This is a genomic window from Streptococcus caballi DSM 19004, from assembly GCF_000379985.1.
GTDB classification, from domain to species: Bacteria; Bacillota; Bacilli; order Lactobacillales; family Streptococcaceae; genus Streptococcus; species Streptococcus caballi.
The window spans coordinates 98,903-113,708 of the sequence record NZ_KB904063.1; the positions used below are offsets into that span (position 1 = coordinate 98,903).

General features: G+C 41.5%; 13 protein-coding genes, 1 tRNA gene and 1 pseudogene. 10 read left to right on the top strand and 5 right to left on the bottom strand.

Going from position 1 to position 14,806, the window contains the following annotated elements:
- The first annotated feature begins 1 nt into the window (after nt 1).
- The 4 genes from A3GS_RS0101725 to A3GS_RS0101740 all read left to right on the top strand — a co-directional run bounded on the left by A3GS_RS0101725 (nt 2) and on the right by A3GS_RS0101740 (nt 4,770).
- The gene (locus A3GS_RS0101725; RefSeq protein WP_018363700.1) at nt 2-1,468 is read left to right on the top strand and encodes a SpaH/EbpB family LPXTG-anchored major pilin; all 1,467 of its coding nucleotides are present in this window, start codon (nt 2-4) and stop codon (nt 1,466-1,468) included.
- A 115-nt stretch (nt 1,469-1,583) separates the two neighbouring features.
- Complete coding sequence (locus A3GS_RS0101730; protein WP_018363701.1) at nt 1,584-2,504, top strand: Cna B-type domain-containing protein; 921 nt, start codon at nt 1,584-1,586, stop codon at nt 2,502-2,504.
- 147 nt (nt 2,505-2,651) lie between these two features.
- Nucleotides 2,652-3,662, top strand: coding sequence for a hypothetical protein (locus A3GS_RS0101735; RefSeq protein ID WP_018363702.1), 1,011 nt, complete (start codon nt 2,652-2,654; stop codon nt 3,660-3,662).
- Between the two features lie 163 nt (nt 3,663-3,825).
- Complete coding sequence (locus A3GS_RS0101740) at nt 3,826-4,770, top strand: DMT family transporter (RefSeq protein ID WP_018363703.1); 945 nt, start codon at nt 3,826-3,828, stop codon at nt 4,768-4,770.
- A 520-nt stretch (nt 4,771-5,290) separates the two neighbouring features.
- On the opposite strand, the gene A3GS_RS0101745 is transcribed toward A3GS_RS0101740, so the two are convergent.
- Together A3GS_RS0101745 and A3GS_RS0101750 are read right to left on the bottom strand one after the other, a co-directional pair.
- A complete protein-coding gene (locus A3GS_RS0101745; protein ID WP_018363704.1) occupies nt 5,291-6,244 on the bottom strand; it encodes a S66 family peptidase in 954 nt (317 codons plus the stop codon).
- A gap of 108 nt (nt 6,245-6,352) precedes the next feature.
- Nucleotides 6,353-6,423: transfer RNA gene (locus A3GS_RS0101750), tRNA-Cys, on the bottom strand.
- 203 nt (nt 6,424-6,626) lie between these two features.
- On the opposite strand from A3GS_RS0101750, the gene rpsB reads away from it, so the two are divergent.
- Both rpsB and tsf read left to right on the top strand, forming a co-directional pair.
- Nucleotides 6,627-7,397 carry a 30S ribosomal protein S2 gene (gene rpsB / locus A3GS_RS0101755; RefSeq protein WP_018363705.1) on the top strand — a complete coding sequence of 257 codons (771 nt, stop codon included), beginning with the start codon at nt 6,627-6,629 and terminating at the stop codon, nt 7,395-7,397.
- A gap of 102 nt (nt 7,398-7,499) precedes the next feature.
- Nucleotides 7,500-8,537 carry a translation elongation factor Ts gene (gene tsf, locus A3GS_RS0101760; protein WP_018363706.1) on the top strand — a complete coding sequence of 346 codons (1,038 nt, stop codon included), beginning with the start codon at nt 7,500-7,502 and terminating at the stop codon, nt 8,535-8,537.
- 51 nt (nt 8,538-8,588) lie between these two features.
- Here the strand turns inward: tsf and A3GS_RS0101765 are convergent, their stop codons facing one another.
- Nucleotides 8,589-9,059, bottom strand: coding sequence for a COG2426 family protein (locus A3GS_RS0101765; RefSeq protein WP_018363707.1), 471 nt, complete (start codon nt 9,057-9,059; stop codon nt 8,589-8,591).
- A 173-nt stretch (nt 9,060-9,232) separates the two neighbouring features.
- Between A3GS_RS0101765 and A3GS_RS0101770 the strand changes: the two genes are divergently transcribed.
- Both A3GS_RS0101770 and A3GS_RS0101775 read left to right on the top strand, forming a co-directional pair.
- Nucleotides 9,233-9,697, top strand: coding sequence for a CtsR family transcriptional regulator (locus tag A3GS_RS0101770; protein ID WP_018363708.1), 465 nt, complete (start codon nt 9,233-9,235; stop codon nt 9,695-9,697).
- The gene (locus tag A3GS_RS0101775; protein WP_018363709.1) at nt 9,694-12,141 is read left to right on the top strand and encodes an ATP-dependent Clp protease ATP-binding subunit; all 2,448 of its coding nucleotides are present in this window, start codon (nt 9,694-9,696) and stop codon (nt 12,139-12,141) included. Before A3GS_RS0101770 ends, A3GS_RS0101775 begins: the two co-directional genes overlap by 4 nt.
- Before the next feature lie 36 nt (nt 12,142-12,177).
- On the opposite strand, the gene A3GS_RS0101780 is transcribed toward A3GS_RS0101775, so the two are convergent.
- Nucleotides 12,178-12,819 carry a deoxynucleoside kinase gene (locus tag A3GS_RS0101780; protein WP_018363710.1) on the bottom strand — a complete coding sequence of 214 codons (642 nt, stop codon included), beginning with the start codon at nt 12,817-12,819 and terminating at the stop codon, nt 12,178-12,180.
- Between the two features lie 360 nt (nt 12,820-13,179).
- Between A3GS_RS0101780 and A3GS_RS0101785 the strand changes: the two genes are divergently transcribed.
- On the top strand, nt 13,180-13,740 hold the full coding sequence (locus A3GS_RS0101785; RefSeq protein ID WP_018363711.1) for a TetR/AcrR family transcriptional regulator: 561 nt from the start codon (nt 13,180-13,182) through the stop codon (nt 13,738-13,740).
- Nucleotides 13,741-13,819: 79 nt separating this feature from the next.
- A pseudogene (locus A3GS_RS13270) lies at nt 13,820-14,107 on the top strand (transposase); the annotation flags it as partial.
- Between the two features lie 499 nt (nt 14,108-14,606).
- Here A3GS_RS13270 and A3GS_RS0101795 read toward each other — a convergent pair.
- Nucleotides 14,607-14,798 (bottom strand): hypothetical protein, encoded by a 192-nt coding sequence (locus A3GS_RS0101795; protein WP_018363713.1) that lies wholly within the window; start codon nt 14,796-14,798, stop codon nt 14,607-14,609.
- Nucleotides 14,799-14,806: the final 8 nt, after the last annotated feature.

Here is a 14,806-nt window from a genome sequence, read left to right on the forward strand (position 1 = left end):
AATGAAAAAACTTTCACATTTCCTATTCACTGCTCTTGCAGCCCTAGCGATGATTTTCTCATCATTAGGAACTGTAACAGCATTCGCTCAGGACAACGCACCTGGTGAAAACGACACTTACGATATTGTTTTGACTAAAGTCAAATTAACTGACTTGAGTAACTGGAATGCTCCAACAGGAACAACTACTGGTCTTGATGGTAGTTCTTACACTGGTCAAAACCTTGATCTTTCGAAGTACTTCGGTACAACTGAAACATTGGCAAATGTTTGGTTTGAAGTTCATAAAGATAGCGCAACAGGTGCTATTGTGAAGGAAGCTGCAACAGGAGCTGATGGGACAGTCACATTTACTGATCTTCCCGCTGGTAAATACTATATCGTTGAAAACAAAGCAAAATCAACACTTACTTCAGACGAACAATTGGCTAATTCAGCTGCCGTCCCTGTAGAAATCACTCTTCCAGTCTTTAAAGCTGAAGGTGGTTGGTATACCAAAGGGACCGATGCTGTCCATGTTTATCCAAAAAATACTGTTGACAAACCAAGTATTGATAAAGTAGTTAATGACAACGACAAACATGATACTGCTCTTGTTGGTGAAACAAAAACCTTCAAAGTCACTTCTACAATGCCAGAAGGTATTAAAGACTATAAAACATTAACATTCACCGATAAATTCTCAGCAGGTTTGACTTATACTGGTAACCTTGTTGTCAAAAAAGGTGATACTGTTGTAGATGCTTCTAATTATTCAACTGATGGTACGGATGCAGTTGGTACAAAAGCAGCAGCAATCAAGGTTGCTTTTAATGAAGATTATATCAAAACATTAAATCCAAAAGATGTTATCACCATCACTTATGATGCGGTTATCAATGAAGATGCCGTTATGGGGGCAGCAAACCCCAATGATGTTAAGTTAACTTATGGTACTAACCCTGATTCAACAAAAGAGGTTAAACCAACTACTCCTCCAGAACTCCACACTGGTGGTGCTAAGTTTGAGAAAATTGATAAAGCTACATCAGCTAAACTTGCAGGTGCTAAATTTGTCGTTACAAATGAAGCTGGTGACAAGTATTTGAAGCAAACAGCTGCATCAGGAGCAACTCCTGCTAAAAATGAATGGGTTACTGACAAATCAGACGCAACTGTCTTTACTTCAGCAGCTGATGGTACTTTTGAAGTTAAGGGTCTTCCTTATGGTAACACAGGAGCTGACAACACTACTGGTGAAACTAAGTACAAATTGGTCGAAACAGAAGCACCAAAAGGCTATGCTTTGTTGCAACAACCATTTGAGTTTACTATCTCATCAACAACTTATACTGGCAAAGTTAAACAAGTAAACAATAACAAAGTTACTATTCCACAAACTGGTGGTATCGGTTCTGTAGCTGTTATCGTAGCTGGTTTAGTGATTGTTGGTCTTGGTTTTATCATGAAAAAACGTATGGCTAAATAAGGCTAGTACTAAAAGAGTCTGATTGAAGCTGGCAAGGTAACTTGCCTCTTCACTAAAGGGTTCAAAGCTTTTGAGCTCTTTAGTGAAGAGTGAAAGATGAAAGGGAGGAGAGGTTATGAAAAAGTACAAAGGTTTGCGTGTGTTAGTCGCTCTAGTAGCTTTCATCTTGGCTATTGTTGGCTTTCAAGCAAACTCAGTAAAAGCAGAGACTCCAGCAGATGAACAGTATGATATTGCTTTGACCTTGGTAAAAATGAATGATTTTAAAGGATGGCCAAAAGGTGACGGTCAGGATGGTTACTATGGTCAGCAACTTGATATTCCGGATTATTTTGGCAAGGATGCAACGACTCTAGATGGTGTTTGCTTTGAACTCCATAAGGATTCTCAGGACGGTGAACTTGTTCAAACAGGTTTAACAGCCCAAGGCGGGCAATTGCTTTTCAAGAATCTGAAGGCAGGCCGCTACGCCATTGTGGTTAATAAGGAGAGATCACAGGCAGATGCCAAGACAAATTTATTAGAAACGACTCCTGTTCCACTAGTGGTTGATTTGCCAGTTTATAAGGCAGATGGCACTTGGTACACAAATGGTGACAATGCTCTGCATGTCTATCCTAAGCAAACCATTGAACAGAATACAGACAAGACAAGTTATAAGGTTGTCAAAAAATGGAAGGGAACCAAGCTAAAAAGTGTCACTGTTCATTTAAAAAAAAATGGCAAGACGGTTGACAGCATTGACCTTAGTGACAGTAATCGTTGGGAATATACTTTCACCAATCTAGATAGGGCAGATGCTCAAGGCAAAGACTTTGCTTATACAGCAGAAGAAGAGGTGCCTAAGAACTATACGGCAACCTATAGTAAGTTAGCGGACGGCAGTGGCCTTGAAATTATCAATACTCTAACTCCGACGACTCCGCCACATACACCAATTATCAAGACAGGGACCCTGACCATCTATTGGATTGTTGGTTTAGCTATTCTCTTGATTGGTATTGGTTATAAATTTTATAAAAGCGAAAAGTACTAATTAACTGTAAGGTCGTTAGGAGAGTCTTCCTGACGACTTTTTATTTTTGAAAAGTTTATCAGATTTATAAAAAATAAGTTAATCATTGTAAAAATAAAATAAAAATTATAAAATAAAAGAAAAGAAAAGTTTAAAGGAGATTCTGACATGAAAAGACTGAAAGTTTGGCTTCTATTGCCGCTTTTGCTTCTCTTGGTGGCTTGTTCTAAGAGTCCTAAAGAGGAATTTAAGGCGCGTTTGCAAGAGTCATCACAACAGGATAAGGTGGCTTATCAGTACAAAGTAAAGGTCAAAGATATACAGCTGACTTCTACTAGCAGTACGAGTGGGCTGGATTTGAGTGCCTTGAGAAATGCGTCGCTTGATTTCACCATCAACCAAAATCTGAAAAATGGCAAAGTGAGTTTGTCATCCGATTTGTCTAAAATCAACTCTGCCTTGCCCAAAGCGCAGCTCATCTACGCCAAGAAGAAAGCTTATTTGAACGCGGATGCCCTGGTGGCTTTCTATGGCTTGGATAAGGCAGCATTCCAAGGAAAATACGTGGATTTGTCCGAATTCAGCCAAGAAAAGTTTCCTGATTTAAGCAAACTTGAAAAGGAAAGTAATAAGAAATCAGATCTCAGTTGGTTAGATGATTTATCAGACAAGAAGTTTGAAAAGTCAGGAGATAAGGTGACAGCAACCTTTACTTTCGATGAGCTGCTGGAGGCCGCTTCAAAGACGACTAAGAAGGATGAGGAAGCCAAGACTTATATTGATCTAGCCAAGGCAGCTATCTCAGATAAATCAAAGATAAAGATGACCTTGGGTAAGGATGGTAGCGGTAGTGCCGACATGAACTTAATCTACGCTAAAGGCGTTGATTATGGTGTCAAGTCTATCAAGTTAACGATGTCTTATAAGAAAGTGACCTACAAGTCAGTTAAGACACCTAGCAAAGACAACCTTTTGGATAAAAATCAACTGCAAGAATTAGTTGTCCAAAATTACAAGTTTACGGATGAACAATTTAATGGCATCTATGATACCCTAAAAGAAAATGCTTCGCTTTATTCTAAAGCTGAGCTTCAAGAAATCATTAACGGCTACAAACAAAATCTAACTGATGACCAGCTCAATAAATTAAATGCTCTGCTTAATCAAGCAACAGCCTGAAAAGCAAGGAAAAGGGGACGTAAGTCGCCTTTTTTTGCTCTTCTCTTGCGGTACTTTATGTGCTAAAATAAGGTTCGCAGCTCAAGAAAAAGTGATATAAAGTTGATGATAACTGATCTGGATTTTCTGTGAGTATTAGTAAAAATCGATGGAGAGAATGAAAATGAATCAAGTTTTGAAGGGAAGTATTTTTACCCTAGTTGCCGGTATGTCTTGGGGGATATCTGGCGTGTCAGGTCAATATCTGATGGCACATGGGGTTCATGTCAATTTGCTGACGAGTTTGCGGCTGATTATCGCAGGTTTTGTATTGACCTTGTTGGCCTATATGACGGACAAGTCAAAGCTGAAAGACATTTTAAGGTCTAAAAAAGATATATTGGGTATTGCAACCTTTGCGCTCTTTGGTCTTCTGCTTAATCAATATGCCTACCTAAGTGCTATCCACTATACCAATGCTGGGACAGCGACGGTCTTGCAGTACGTGACGCCTATTCTAGTACTAATTTATTCCTGTCTGCGTGAAAAGGTAGCGCCAACTTTGGCAGAGTTAGTGTCCATTGTTCTGGCTATCGGAGGCACCTTTTTGATGGCTACTCATGGCAATTTGACTGAGCTGGCAGTCACACCTATAGGTTTCTTTTGGGGTATTTTATCGGCTTTCACTTACGCGGCCTACCTGCTCATTCCTGTAAAGTTGATTCAAAAATGGGGCAGTCTGTCTGTCATCGGCTTGGGCATGCTCATGGGAGGTCTGGTCTTTCCGATTCTTTTCCAATCTTGGCAATATTCTTTTGAGATGACAGGCATGAATTTGCTGGCTCTCTTTGGTATTGTTGGTGTCGGAACTATTTTTGCCTATACCGTTTTCTTACAAGGTGTTAGCATGATAGGAGCAGTCAAAGGAAGTCTGCTGGCCTCGGTTGAGCCAGTGGCAAGTGTCATTCTAACTGTTGTGTTTATGCGCGTGCGGTTTTATTTTATGGATTTCATTGGCATGTTGTTGATTATTCTGGCTGTGCTTCTCATCTCTCTGCGTGACCTCCTAGCTAGTCAACAAAGTAATATGAATAAAAAGCCAACTACGAGAAGAAAAAGTCTCCCATAGTTGGCTTTTTAAGTTAGCTAAACGTTAGTCTCAAAATGGAAAAAAGTTTGCCGCAGCCCTTCAGGCAGTTTCTATTTTACTTGCTGCCAAGTAAACAGTGTCCCTAAAAAACTTTTTGTTAGACCTGTTGCTCGGGGAACATGAACTCAATTAGAAACTTTTCGACCTATTGCACAAAAATTAAAGGAAATGAGCTACTAAATTGTCTTCAACCCCCACGCTTGGTTTTCAATTTTCCCAAATTCTTTCTCAATCTTGAAGATTTAGTTTGTCTTTTCAGGAATTCTAACTTAAGCGCGGCGATTTGGTCTGCTTAATCTTAAAGTTATCAGCAGCTTGCTTGGGTGAAAATGAAAACAAAGGGGTTGTGATAAAATCCGACCTTGCTTTTACCCCGATTCGTGCTAACAAGTTGCGGTGCTTGAGCGGCAATGAAATAGCTTAGGAAAGACGAGTGTTACCCACACCTCACAAGGAGAAAGTGAGAAAAATCAAATTCTCCTTATGAGCCTTATCATACTTACTCGCTGATGTGGATGACGATCTTGTCCGTATCCAGCTCAGCCTTGGCCCCTATAGTGACGGTGAAAAGAGGCTGGGTATGAGCAAAATCCATATCATAGAGGACGGGAATGGTCTTGAGGATTGGGTGTTTATCCAAAATGGCTAAGAGGATTTCCTTTGTTATCTCACTGTCCTTGGCAAAGCGACCGATACAGAGAGCTTGTGGATTGGGATAGGCTTGCAGTATGGCTGCCAAGTCACGGACAAATTCGGTGTAGTGCCAGCCGTCAGCTAATTCGGCAAAGAGAATGTAATCTTTGACCTGCGGAGCATAGGGTGTTCCTCTAAGCAGCCCAAAAGTTGACAGATTTCCCCCGATGACAGTCCCAGAAGCTCTGCCGTGATTATAAACTTTCCATTCAGTCGGCATAAAATGACGAGGTTGAGTCGGGTCGTACCAAGGGTCGCTGGACCATTGGTCACTTGGTAGCAAGTCATAGCTGGTCTGGGTCATGGCCTGTAGCCACATGCGACTTTGATAGTCCTGTCCCTCCTTCATCTTGAAACTAGAATAGGATGGTCCCATATAGGTTTGCAGGCCAGTCTTAGCATAGATGGCGTTGAGAAATGCCGTGGAGTCTGAGTAACCGCAGATAATCTTAGGGTGCTTGGCAATCAAGTCATAGTCCAGATAGGGCAGGAGCTCGTTTGAGTTGAAACCACCAATGGTTGCCAGAACAGCATCCACGGAATCATCAAGGAAAGCCTCATGTAAATCTTCCACACGGCTAGCAATGGAAGCAGACTCGAAGATGTCAGATTCAAAATAATGCTTGGAGAAAGAAGTCTTAAACCCCAGTTCTTCCAACTTTTCCTTGGAAGCTAGATTAGCCTCAAAACCGCCCAACCGCTTGATGGAAGAGGACGGACTGACCACCCGAATGTGACTCCCTTTTGTTAATTTTTTCATAGCTAACCTCCACGTTTTTCTAGCTATTATAGCAGAAACTAGCTGCTTGACAAACCGCTAGCTGCTAGAAGGTAGAAAAAAAGCACTTCTCATTCGAAGTGCTTAGTCAGGCGGTAGACGGATTTGAACCGACGATCAAGCTTTTGCAGAGCCGTGCCTTACCACTTGGCTATACCGCCATAACAGGTAATATTTTACCTTAAAAAAATAGATTCGTCAAGCCTAAGTCGCTTGCATTTTTTATCTAATTTTGTTATCATTAAAAGGTCGCGGATTGTGACAAATACTCATCTTAGACCTATTGTGGTCTTGTTGCCGCAAGGTTGGGCTGCAAGTCGAAGTCTGGGAGAGGAAAAAACATTTTATAAAGGAGAAACTACTCATGGCAGTAATTTCAATGAAACAACTTCTTGAGGCTGGTGTTCACTTTGGTCACCAAACTCGTCGCTGGAATCCTAAGATGGCTAAGTACATCTTCACAGAACGTAACGGTATCCACGTTATCGACCTTCAACAAACTGTAAAAATGGCTGACACAGCTTACGAATTTGTTCGTGACGCTGCTGCAAACGACGCTGTTATCTTGTTTGTTGGTACTAAAAAACAAGCTGCTGAAGCAGTTGCTGAAGAAGCTACTCGTGCAGGTCAATACTACATCAACCACCGTTGGTTGGGTGGAACTCTTACAAACTGGGGAACAATCCAAAAACGTATCGCTCGTTTGAAAGAAATCAAACAAATGGAAGAAGACGGGACTTTCGAAGTTCTTCCTAAGAAAGAAGTTGCCCTTCTTAACAAACAACGTGCTCGTCTTGAAAAATTCTTGGGCGGTATCGAAGATATGCCTCGTATTCCAGACGTTATGTATGTTGTTGATCCACACAAAGAACAAATCGCTGTTAAAGAAGCTAAAAAACTTGGTATCCCAGTTGTAGCTATGGTTGACACAAACGCTGATCCAGATGACATCGATGTTATCATCCCAGCAAACGACGACGCTATCCGCGCTGTTAAATTAATCACTTCTAAATTGGCTGATGCTGTTATTGAAGGTCGCCAAGGTGAAGATGCTGCTGATGTTGCTTTTGAAGATGCATCACAAGCTGATTCAATTGAAGAAATTGTTGAAGTTGTTGAAGGTGACAACAACTAATTCTCTTTGACAAAAGAAGATGAAAAACGGGGCAGATGCAAACCGCTCTGTCTCGTTTTATTATTTTGTAATCAATAATCAAAAATCCTGGAGGAATTTAAAATGGCAGTTACTGCAGCTCAAGTAAAAGAATTGCGTGAAAAAACTGGTGCAGGCGTCATGGACGCTAAAAAAGCATTGGTTGAAACTGATGGTGATATGGAGAAAGCGGTAGAACTTCTCCGCGAAAAAGGTATGGCTAAAGCAGCTAAAAAAGCTGACCGCGTTGCTGCTGAAGGTTTGACTGGCGTTTATGTTGATGGTAACGTTGCTGCAGTCGTTGAAGTTAACGCTGAAACAGACTTCGTCGCTAAAAATGCTCAGTTTGTTGACTTGGTTGAAGCTACAGCTAAAGCAATTGCTGAACAAAAACCAGCTAATAACGAAGAAGCTCTTAAAGTGACATTGCCATCAGGCGAAACACTTGAAGAAGCATACGTTAACGCAACAGCAACAATCGGTGAAAAAATCTCATTCCGACGCTTTGCACTTGTTGAAAAAACGGATGACCAACACTTCGGTGCTTACCAACACAATGGCGGTCGTATTGGTGTTGTCACTGTTATCGAAGGTGGCGATGATGCCCTTGCTAAACAAGTTTCAATGCATGTTGCAGCAATGAAACCAACTGTTCTTTCATATCAAGAACTTGACCCACAATTTGTTCACGATGAATTGGCACAAATGAATCACAAGATTGATCAAGATAATGAAAGCCGCGCAATGGTTAACAAACCAGCTCTTCCACACTTGAAATACGGTTCAAAAGCTCAATTGACTGACGAAGTGGTTGCTCAAGCAGAAGAAGACATTAAAGCTGAACTTAAAGCTGAAGGCAAACCAGAAAAAATCTGGGATAAAATTATTCCAGGTAAAATGGCTCGCTTCATGCTTGATAACACACAAGTTGACCAAGCCTACACTCTTCTTTCACAAGTTTACATCATGGACGACAGTAAGACTGTCGAACAATACCTTGATTCGGTAAACGCAAAAGCTATCAGCTTTGCACGTTTTGAAGTTGGTGAAGGTATCGAAAAAGCAGCTAACGACTTTGAATCAGAAGTTGCAGCTACTATGGCAGCAGCTCTTAACAATTAACCTTATAAAGAGTACAGAAAAGCTCAGCCGTGGCTGAGCTTTTTATGTTTCTTAATGTGCAAAAGTATTAAGTCCAAAGACGATGGAAAGTGTTCCCATGATAATTCCTGCTAGAAGGACTCCAAGCATAACGGCCACAACGCTTGACTTGAATTTCCAGTCTAAGATTGATGCGGCTAGGGTACCCGTCCAAGCCCCCGTTCCAGGAAGTGGGATACCAACAAAGAGTAAGAGGGCTAGAAAGACGCCGCGTTCTCCAGCAGTCTTTTCTAATTTAGCTCCACCACTGTGTCCTTTTTTCAGACACCAAGTGAAGAAACCACCGACGACAGGCTTGTCTGCTCCCCATTCTAGGACACGACGGGCAAAGAAGAAGATAATGGGAACAGGCAGCATATTACCAATAACAGCAATAACTAGAGCTTGCCACATAGGAATTCCAGTTGCAATGGCATAAGGGACAGCTCCACGCAGCTCAACAAGTGGCACCATGGAAATTAGGAAAGTGATGATATAGTTCATTCAGTCAGAAACCTTTCTTTTAGTTCATTCTCCATTGTAACTTATCTTAAGTCTAAACTCAACTAAAAGCTGTTTATTAGTAAGTATAGTTAAAGTGTTTTCGTTTTAAAAAATATCAAATTCTGATATAATAATAGTCAGTTATAGTCAAAAAGCTAGGAAAGGAGTAAGCTATGGCCATTAAGAATACATCTGATAGTATTGAAGAATATATCAAGCAACTATTAGCCCAGTCTGGGATTGCTGAAATCAAGCGTTCCAACCTAGCGGATACCTTTCAAGTTGTGCCCAGCCAGATCAATTATGTGATTAAGACGCGTTTTACTGAAAGCCGAGGATATGTGGTTGAGAGCAAGCGTGGCGGAGGTGGTTATATCCGCATCGCTAAGGTTAATTTTTCAGATCAGCATCAGTTGTTCGGTAATATGATGGGACACATCGGTGAGTGCATCAGTGAGCAGGTTTTTACAGATTTGATTCAACTGCTTTTTGATGAAAAGATTATCAGCGAGCGCGAGGGCAATCTGATTTTAGCAACAGCCTCTGACGAGGTACTGGGAGAAGATGCACCCGCCATTCGTGCACGCATGCTTCGAAAAATTTTACAAAGGTTAGATAGAAAAGGATTTCATCTATGAGCGATTATTCATTTAAAATGCAGGAGGTTTTCAGGCTTGCTCAGTTTGAGGCAGCGCGCTATGATAGCCTTTATTTAGAGAGTTGGCATGTTCTCTTGGCCATGGTGGGCGTCCATGACTCCATTGCAGGTCTGACTTTTGCAGAGTACGAGCCAAGCATTCCCATAGAGGAGTACGAAGGTGCAACGATTCTAGCCTTGGACAAGTCGCCCAAGGATCGTGTGACCTACGTTCAATTTTTAGAGCAATCCAAGGCTCTTCAAGCGACTTTACAATTCGCTGAGGCTATTGCCCAAGTGACAGGTGCTAAAGAGATTGGTACAGAGCATGTTTTACTGGCTATGCTCCTAAATCTTGATTTATTAGCTACTCGCATTTTAGAAATGGCTGGTTTCAAGGTTAAGGATGATGGTGAATCTCAAGCACCGCGCTTACTTGACTTGCGTAAGGCGCTTGAACGTAATGCTGGTTTTACTAAGGAAAACCTCAAAGCAGTTCATGATTTGCGCAAACCTAAAAAGTCTAAAACAGGCGGAACTTTCTCCGACATGATGAAGCCACCGACAACGGCTGGGGAACTTTCTGACTTCACCCGTGATTTGACAGAATTAGCTCGCCAAGGTAAGTTGGAACCTGTTATTGGTCGTGAAAAAGAGATTACTCGTATGGTGCAGGTGCTCAGCCGAAAAACCAAGAACAATCCTGTTTTGGTTGGGGATGCGGGTGTCGGAAAAACCGCACTAGCTTATGGTCTCGCCCAACGCATTGCTAACGGCTCTATTCCTTATGAACTTCAAGATATGAAAGTTCTGGAGTTGGATATGATGAGCGTGGTTGCTGGGACACGTTTCCGTGGAGATTTTGAGGAGCGCATGAATCAGATTATTGATGATATTGAGGCTGATGGACATATCATTCTCTTCATTGATGAGCTACACACGATTATGGGCTCTGGTTCTGGGATTGATAGCACGCTAGATGCGGCTAATATTCTCAAACCAGCCCTCTCACGCGGTACTTTGCACATGGTTGGGGCAACGACTCAAGAGGAGTATCAAAAGCATATTGAAAAAGATGCTGCGCTGTCTCGTCGTTTTGCTAAGATATTGATTGAAGAGCCAAGTGTTGAAGATGCGTATCAAATTCTGCTGGGACTTAAAAAATCCTATGAAGATTATCATAATGTCAGCATTTCTGATGTTGCTGTTCTAACCGCTGTCAAGGCTGCGCATCGCTATTTGACTAGCAAAAATTTGCCGGATTCTGCTATTGATCTCTTAGATGAAGCCAGTGCAACAGTGCAAGGTTTGGTCAAGAAATCTGCGCCAGCTTATTTGACACCAGCAGATGAAGCTATCCTTGATGGTGACTTTGCCAAAGTGTCCAAATTGCTGAAGAAATCACGCACAGCAGCTAAACGTAGACCAACTCCTGTTACTGAAGACGACATCATGGCGACCCTCAGCAGGTTGTCTGGTATACCAGTTGAGAAATTGACGCAGGCTGATAGCAAGAAGTATTTGAATCTGGAAAAGGAATTGCACAAGCGTGTCATTGGTCAAGATGATGCTGTGTCGGCGATCAGTCGTGCCATTCGCCGCAATCAATCAGGGATCCGCACTGGCAAGCGCCCAATTGGTTCCTTTATGTTCCTTGGTCCAACAGGTGTTGGTAAGACCGAACTTGCCAAGGCTTTGGCAGAAGTTCTCTTTGACGATGAATCAGCTCTTATCCGCTTTGACATGTCTGAGTATATGGAAAAATTCGCCGCATCCCGTCTTAATGGAGCTCCTCCAGGCTATGTTGGCTACGAAGAAGGTGGCGAGTTGACAGAAAAAGTTCGTAATAAACCTTACTCTGTTCTCCTCTTTGATGAGGTTGAAAAAGCCCACCCTGATATTTTCAATGTTCTCTTGCAGGTGCTTGACGACGGAGTTTTGACAGACAGTCGTGGCCGTAAGGTTGATTTTTCAAATACTATCATCATCATGACATCTAACCTTGGAGCAACCGCTTTGCGTGATGAAAAAACAGTCGGTTTTGGTGCGCGTGATGCAGCTCATGATTATGAAGCCATGCAAAAACGCATTTTGGAAGAACTCAAAAAAACTTACCGTCCAGAATTCATCAACCGTATTGATGAAAAAGTGGTCTTCCATAGTTTGACTGGGGACAATATGCGTGAAGTTGTGAAAATCATGGTTCAGCCGTTGATTGCCACTCTTGCTGAAAAAGGCATTACTCTCAAGTTCCAACCGTCTGCTCTTAAACATTTGGCGATGGATGGTTATGATATTGAAATGGGTGCCCGTCCACTCCGCCGTACCATTCAAACTCAGGTGGAAGACAAACTCTCTGAGCTCATTCTTTCTGGCTCTCTCTCTACGGGTCAAACATTGAAAATCGGCTTGAGCAAGGATAAATTAAAATTTGATATTGTCTAAACGAAAAACTCGCATCAATGGTGCGAGTTTTGTATTTTATATCAATCTAAGTTTTTCTAATTCGCGATCAACCATATCAAAGACATGTTGCAGATCTTCAACATTGTTGACAAAGTCCAGTTTATCACCGTCAATGCGAATTTTTGGTGAGACATCATAATTGTCATACCAAGCTGGGTATTCTCCGTGGACTTGTTGGTAATATTCGTAGAGTTCAGGATTGTCAGTAATCTGTTCAAAGCTACGCCCGCGCTTGCGAATACGCTCCAGCATTTTTTCAAAAGAAACATCGATGTAAATCAAGAGATCTGGCGCTTTTTTTGGCATACCGTCTAATTCTTCCAGCATGTTAGCCAAAAGTTCTTTGTAAATATCTAGCTCGGTCTTGGTTACATTGCCATTTTTATAGTTAAGCGTCAGGAAAAGCTCATCTTCAAAAATCGAACGGTCAAGGATGTTATTGTCAGCCTTGTAGGCCTCCTTGATAGATTGGAATCGTTTATTCAAAAAGAAGATTTGCAGCAAAAAAGCGTACTTCTTAGGGTCTTGGTAATACAAATCTAAAACGGGATTGTCATCAACAGCTTCGTAAAAAACTTCTGTGCCTAAATGTTCGCCAAGTGCAGCTGCGAGAGAGCTTTTACCAGCTCCGATGGTTCCTGCTAATACTATCAACATAATTCTCCTATCTAAGTTGCCTTACTATTTTATAAAAAATGCTTGGCTTTTTCAAGGAAAATGGCAGAGGAGCATAGAAAAACCTACTCCTTCTGTTAGAAGGAGTAGGTAGGTGAGTCGTTCAACTTTGGTAAGTCTTTTGACTATTTTCCAAACGGCAGTTTTAATTGGAAATCTGACGGACTAATATGGGGTAAACATTCCCAATTCACTTTGCCAATCAATCTGTGCTTTCTGATTACCATTCAGAGAGCTGACAGAATTAATGGGCCCACCAAAACAGTGATAGGCTTCTCTAGATCTGATAGCTTGGTCTCATGCGCTGAATCTGCTATAATAGGAAAAAAGAGAGGTGAGCTGATGAGTGTTAAGGAGCGTATTTTAGAAAGTGCTAAGGATTTGATTTATCAGAAAGGCTATGTGGCCACTTCCATCAGCGACATCATGGAAGAAGCTGGTGTCGGTAAGGGGCAGCTTTATTATTATTTCAAATCTAAGAAGGAAATCGGCCTGTCTGTCACTCAAGATATTTTAGAGAGTTGGCACAAAGAATTGTTTGAGGATATTTTTGAGTCAGATAAGGCTGATGCGGATAAATTTTCGGCCATGATTGACTGGGTTTGCCAGTTTCATAAAAGCCAAACGGTATTCTATGGTTGTCCAGTTGGCAACCTGATTGTGGAGTTGTCCACCGAAGATGAGGACTTCCGTCGTCCCCTCAATGACTTTATGAACCAGTGGATAGAGAGGTTGGCTAAACTACTGCAAAATCTGCATGTTAACTGGTCAGAGGAGCAGGCACAGCTGCAAGCCCGCCAAGTCATTTCCAATATTCAAGGTAGCATAGTTATCCTCAAAGTTAGTCAAAACATCCAAGTGTTGGAAAATAATATGGTTGATTTGAAAAAGAGGTATAGTTAAAGAGGGCAGGCTTTCTGAGCCCACTGAACAGGTCATCGTTTGATGGCTTGTTTTGCTATACTAAAGATGAGGTGATGGTATGCTTGATAATCAGTTGATTTTAGATGTTAGTTCTTATTCTACTCTGTATGATATTGTCGTTCCTAAGACTCATTTTTACGGCAGCTAACGGAACTCTGTAATTTTTAGCTTTATTTATGATGAGCTAGAAAAGAATTATCGTTCTGACTTCGGACGTTGTGCCTACTCCCCTATCACAATGTTCAAGAGCTTCCTATTAAAAGACATCTATCAGTTGTCCGATGTGGATGTGGTAGAGCGCTCCTTTTCTGATATGACCTTCAAATACTTTCTTGATTTAGCTCCATAAGCCCCCGTTATTGAACTGTCTTCATTGACAAAATCAGGGAGAACAATAGGGAAATATAATCCTCAGAACCCCCACTATTTTGATGTTAATCACTGTCAAACCTGCCCCCTTCAAAAGTGGACTGTTATAAAGAAGGGGCTAAGTCTAAGACCTATTCGATAACCCTTAAAAGTGATGAACATCTTTTTCAGAAGAGGTTTCAGGAAACACCTTCTGAAAAAGAAAAGGACAAATATTGTTACAAAATAGAAGCGAAAATGCGGAGCTTAAACACAGACATGGTCTTGATGTGGCTAGGGCGTCAGGTCTTTTCAACATAGAGTTACAAGCTGCCACTGTAGTTAATATGAAGAGGATTAAAACTCTAATGAAGCAACACTATGGAAAAGCAAAGAGGAGTCTACCTCAATTATGAGATAGATTCCTCTTTTTCATTTTAGTTGAACTGTAGAGCTTGTTTTTTCAGTGGGCTCAGTTTTCTGCTCTCTTTTTTCCTTTATTTTTCCTCTTTTTTCAACCAGAGATGGTACATCTCAATCAGGTTGACGGCCATTTGTTGGGCTAGGGCGATAGAGAAGGCTTCCGAGCCTTCCAGTTCTGTTTCGCCAACTTCTTGCTTGGCTTCGTTGTAAACTTCCTTCAGGCTTTCGGCTGACAGGGTGCGTTTAAAAGCGTCAAAACTTTTCATGATAATCC

Coding starts and splice junctions, on each gene's coding strand:
- A3GS_RS0101740 (WP_018363703.1), top strand. CDS start 3,826: ATGAATCAAGTTTTGAAGGGAAGTATTTTTACCCTAGTTGCCGGTATG.
- A3GS_RS0101785 (WP_018363711.1), top strand. CDS start 13,180: ATGAGTGTTAAGGAGCGTATTTTAGAAAGTGCTAAGGATTTGATTTAT.
- A3GS_RS0101775 (WP_018363709.1), top strand. CDS start 9,694: ATGAGCGATTATTCATTTAAAATGCAGGAGGTTTTCAGGCTTGCTCAG.
- A3GS_RS0101745 (WP_018363704.1), bottom strand. CDS start 6,244: ATGAAAAAATTAACAAAAGGGAGTCACATTCGGGTGGTCAGTCCGTCC.
- A3GS_RS0101780 (WP_018363710.1), bottom strand. CDS start 12,819: ATGTTGATAGTATTAGCAGGAACCATCGGAGCTGGTAAAAGCTCTCTC.
- A3GS_RS0101795 (WP_018363713.1), bottom strand. CDS start 14,798: ATGAAAAGTTTTGACGCTTTTAAACGCACCCTGTCAGCCGAAAGCCTG.
- A3GS_RS0101765 (WP_018363707.1), bottom strand. CDS start 9,059: ATGAACTATATCATCACTTTCCTAATTTCCATGGTGCCACTTGTTGAG.
- tsf (WP_018363706.1), top strand. CDS start 7,500: ATGGCAGTTACTGCAGCTCAAGTAAAAGAATTGCGTGAAAAAACTGGT.
- rpsB (WP_018363705.1), top strand. CDS start 6,627: ATGGCAGTAATTTCAATGAAACAACTTCTTGAGGCTGGTGTTCACTTT.
- A3GS_RS0101725 (WP_018363700.1), top strand. CDS start 2: ATGAAAAAACTTTCACATTTCCTATTCACTGCTCTTGCAGCCCTAGCG.
- A3GS_RS0101735 (WP_018363702.1), top strand. CDS start 2,652: ATGAAAAGACTGAAAGTTTGGCTTCTATTGCCGCTTTTGCTTCTCTTG.
- A3GS_RS0101730 (WP_018363701.1), top strand. CDS start 1,584: ATGAAAAAGTACAAAGGTTTGCGTGTGTTAGTCGCTCTAGTAGCTTTC.
- A3GS_RS0101770 (WP_018363708.1), top strand. CDS start 9,233: ATGGCCATTAAGAATACATCTGATAGTATTGAAGAATATATCAAGCAA.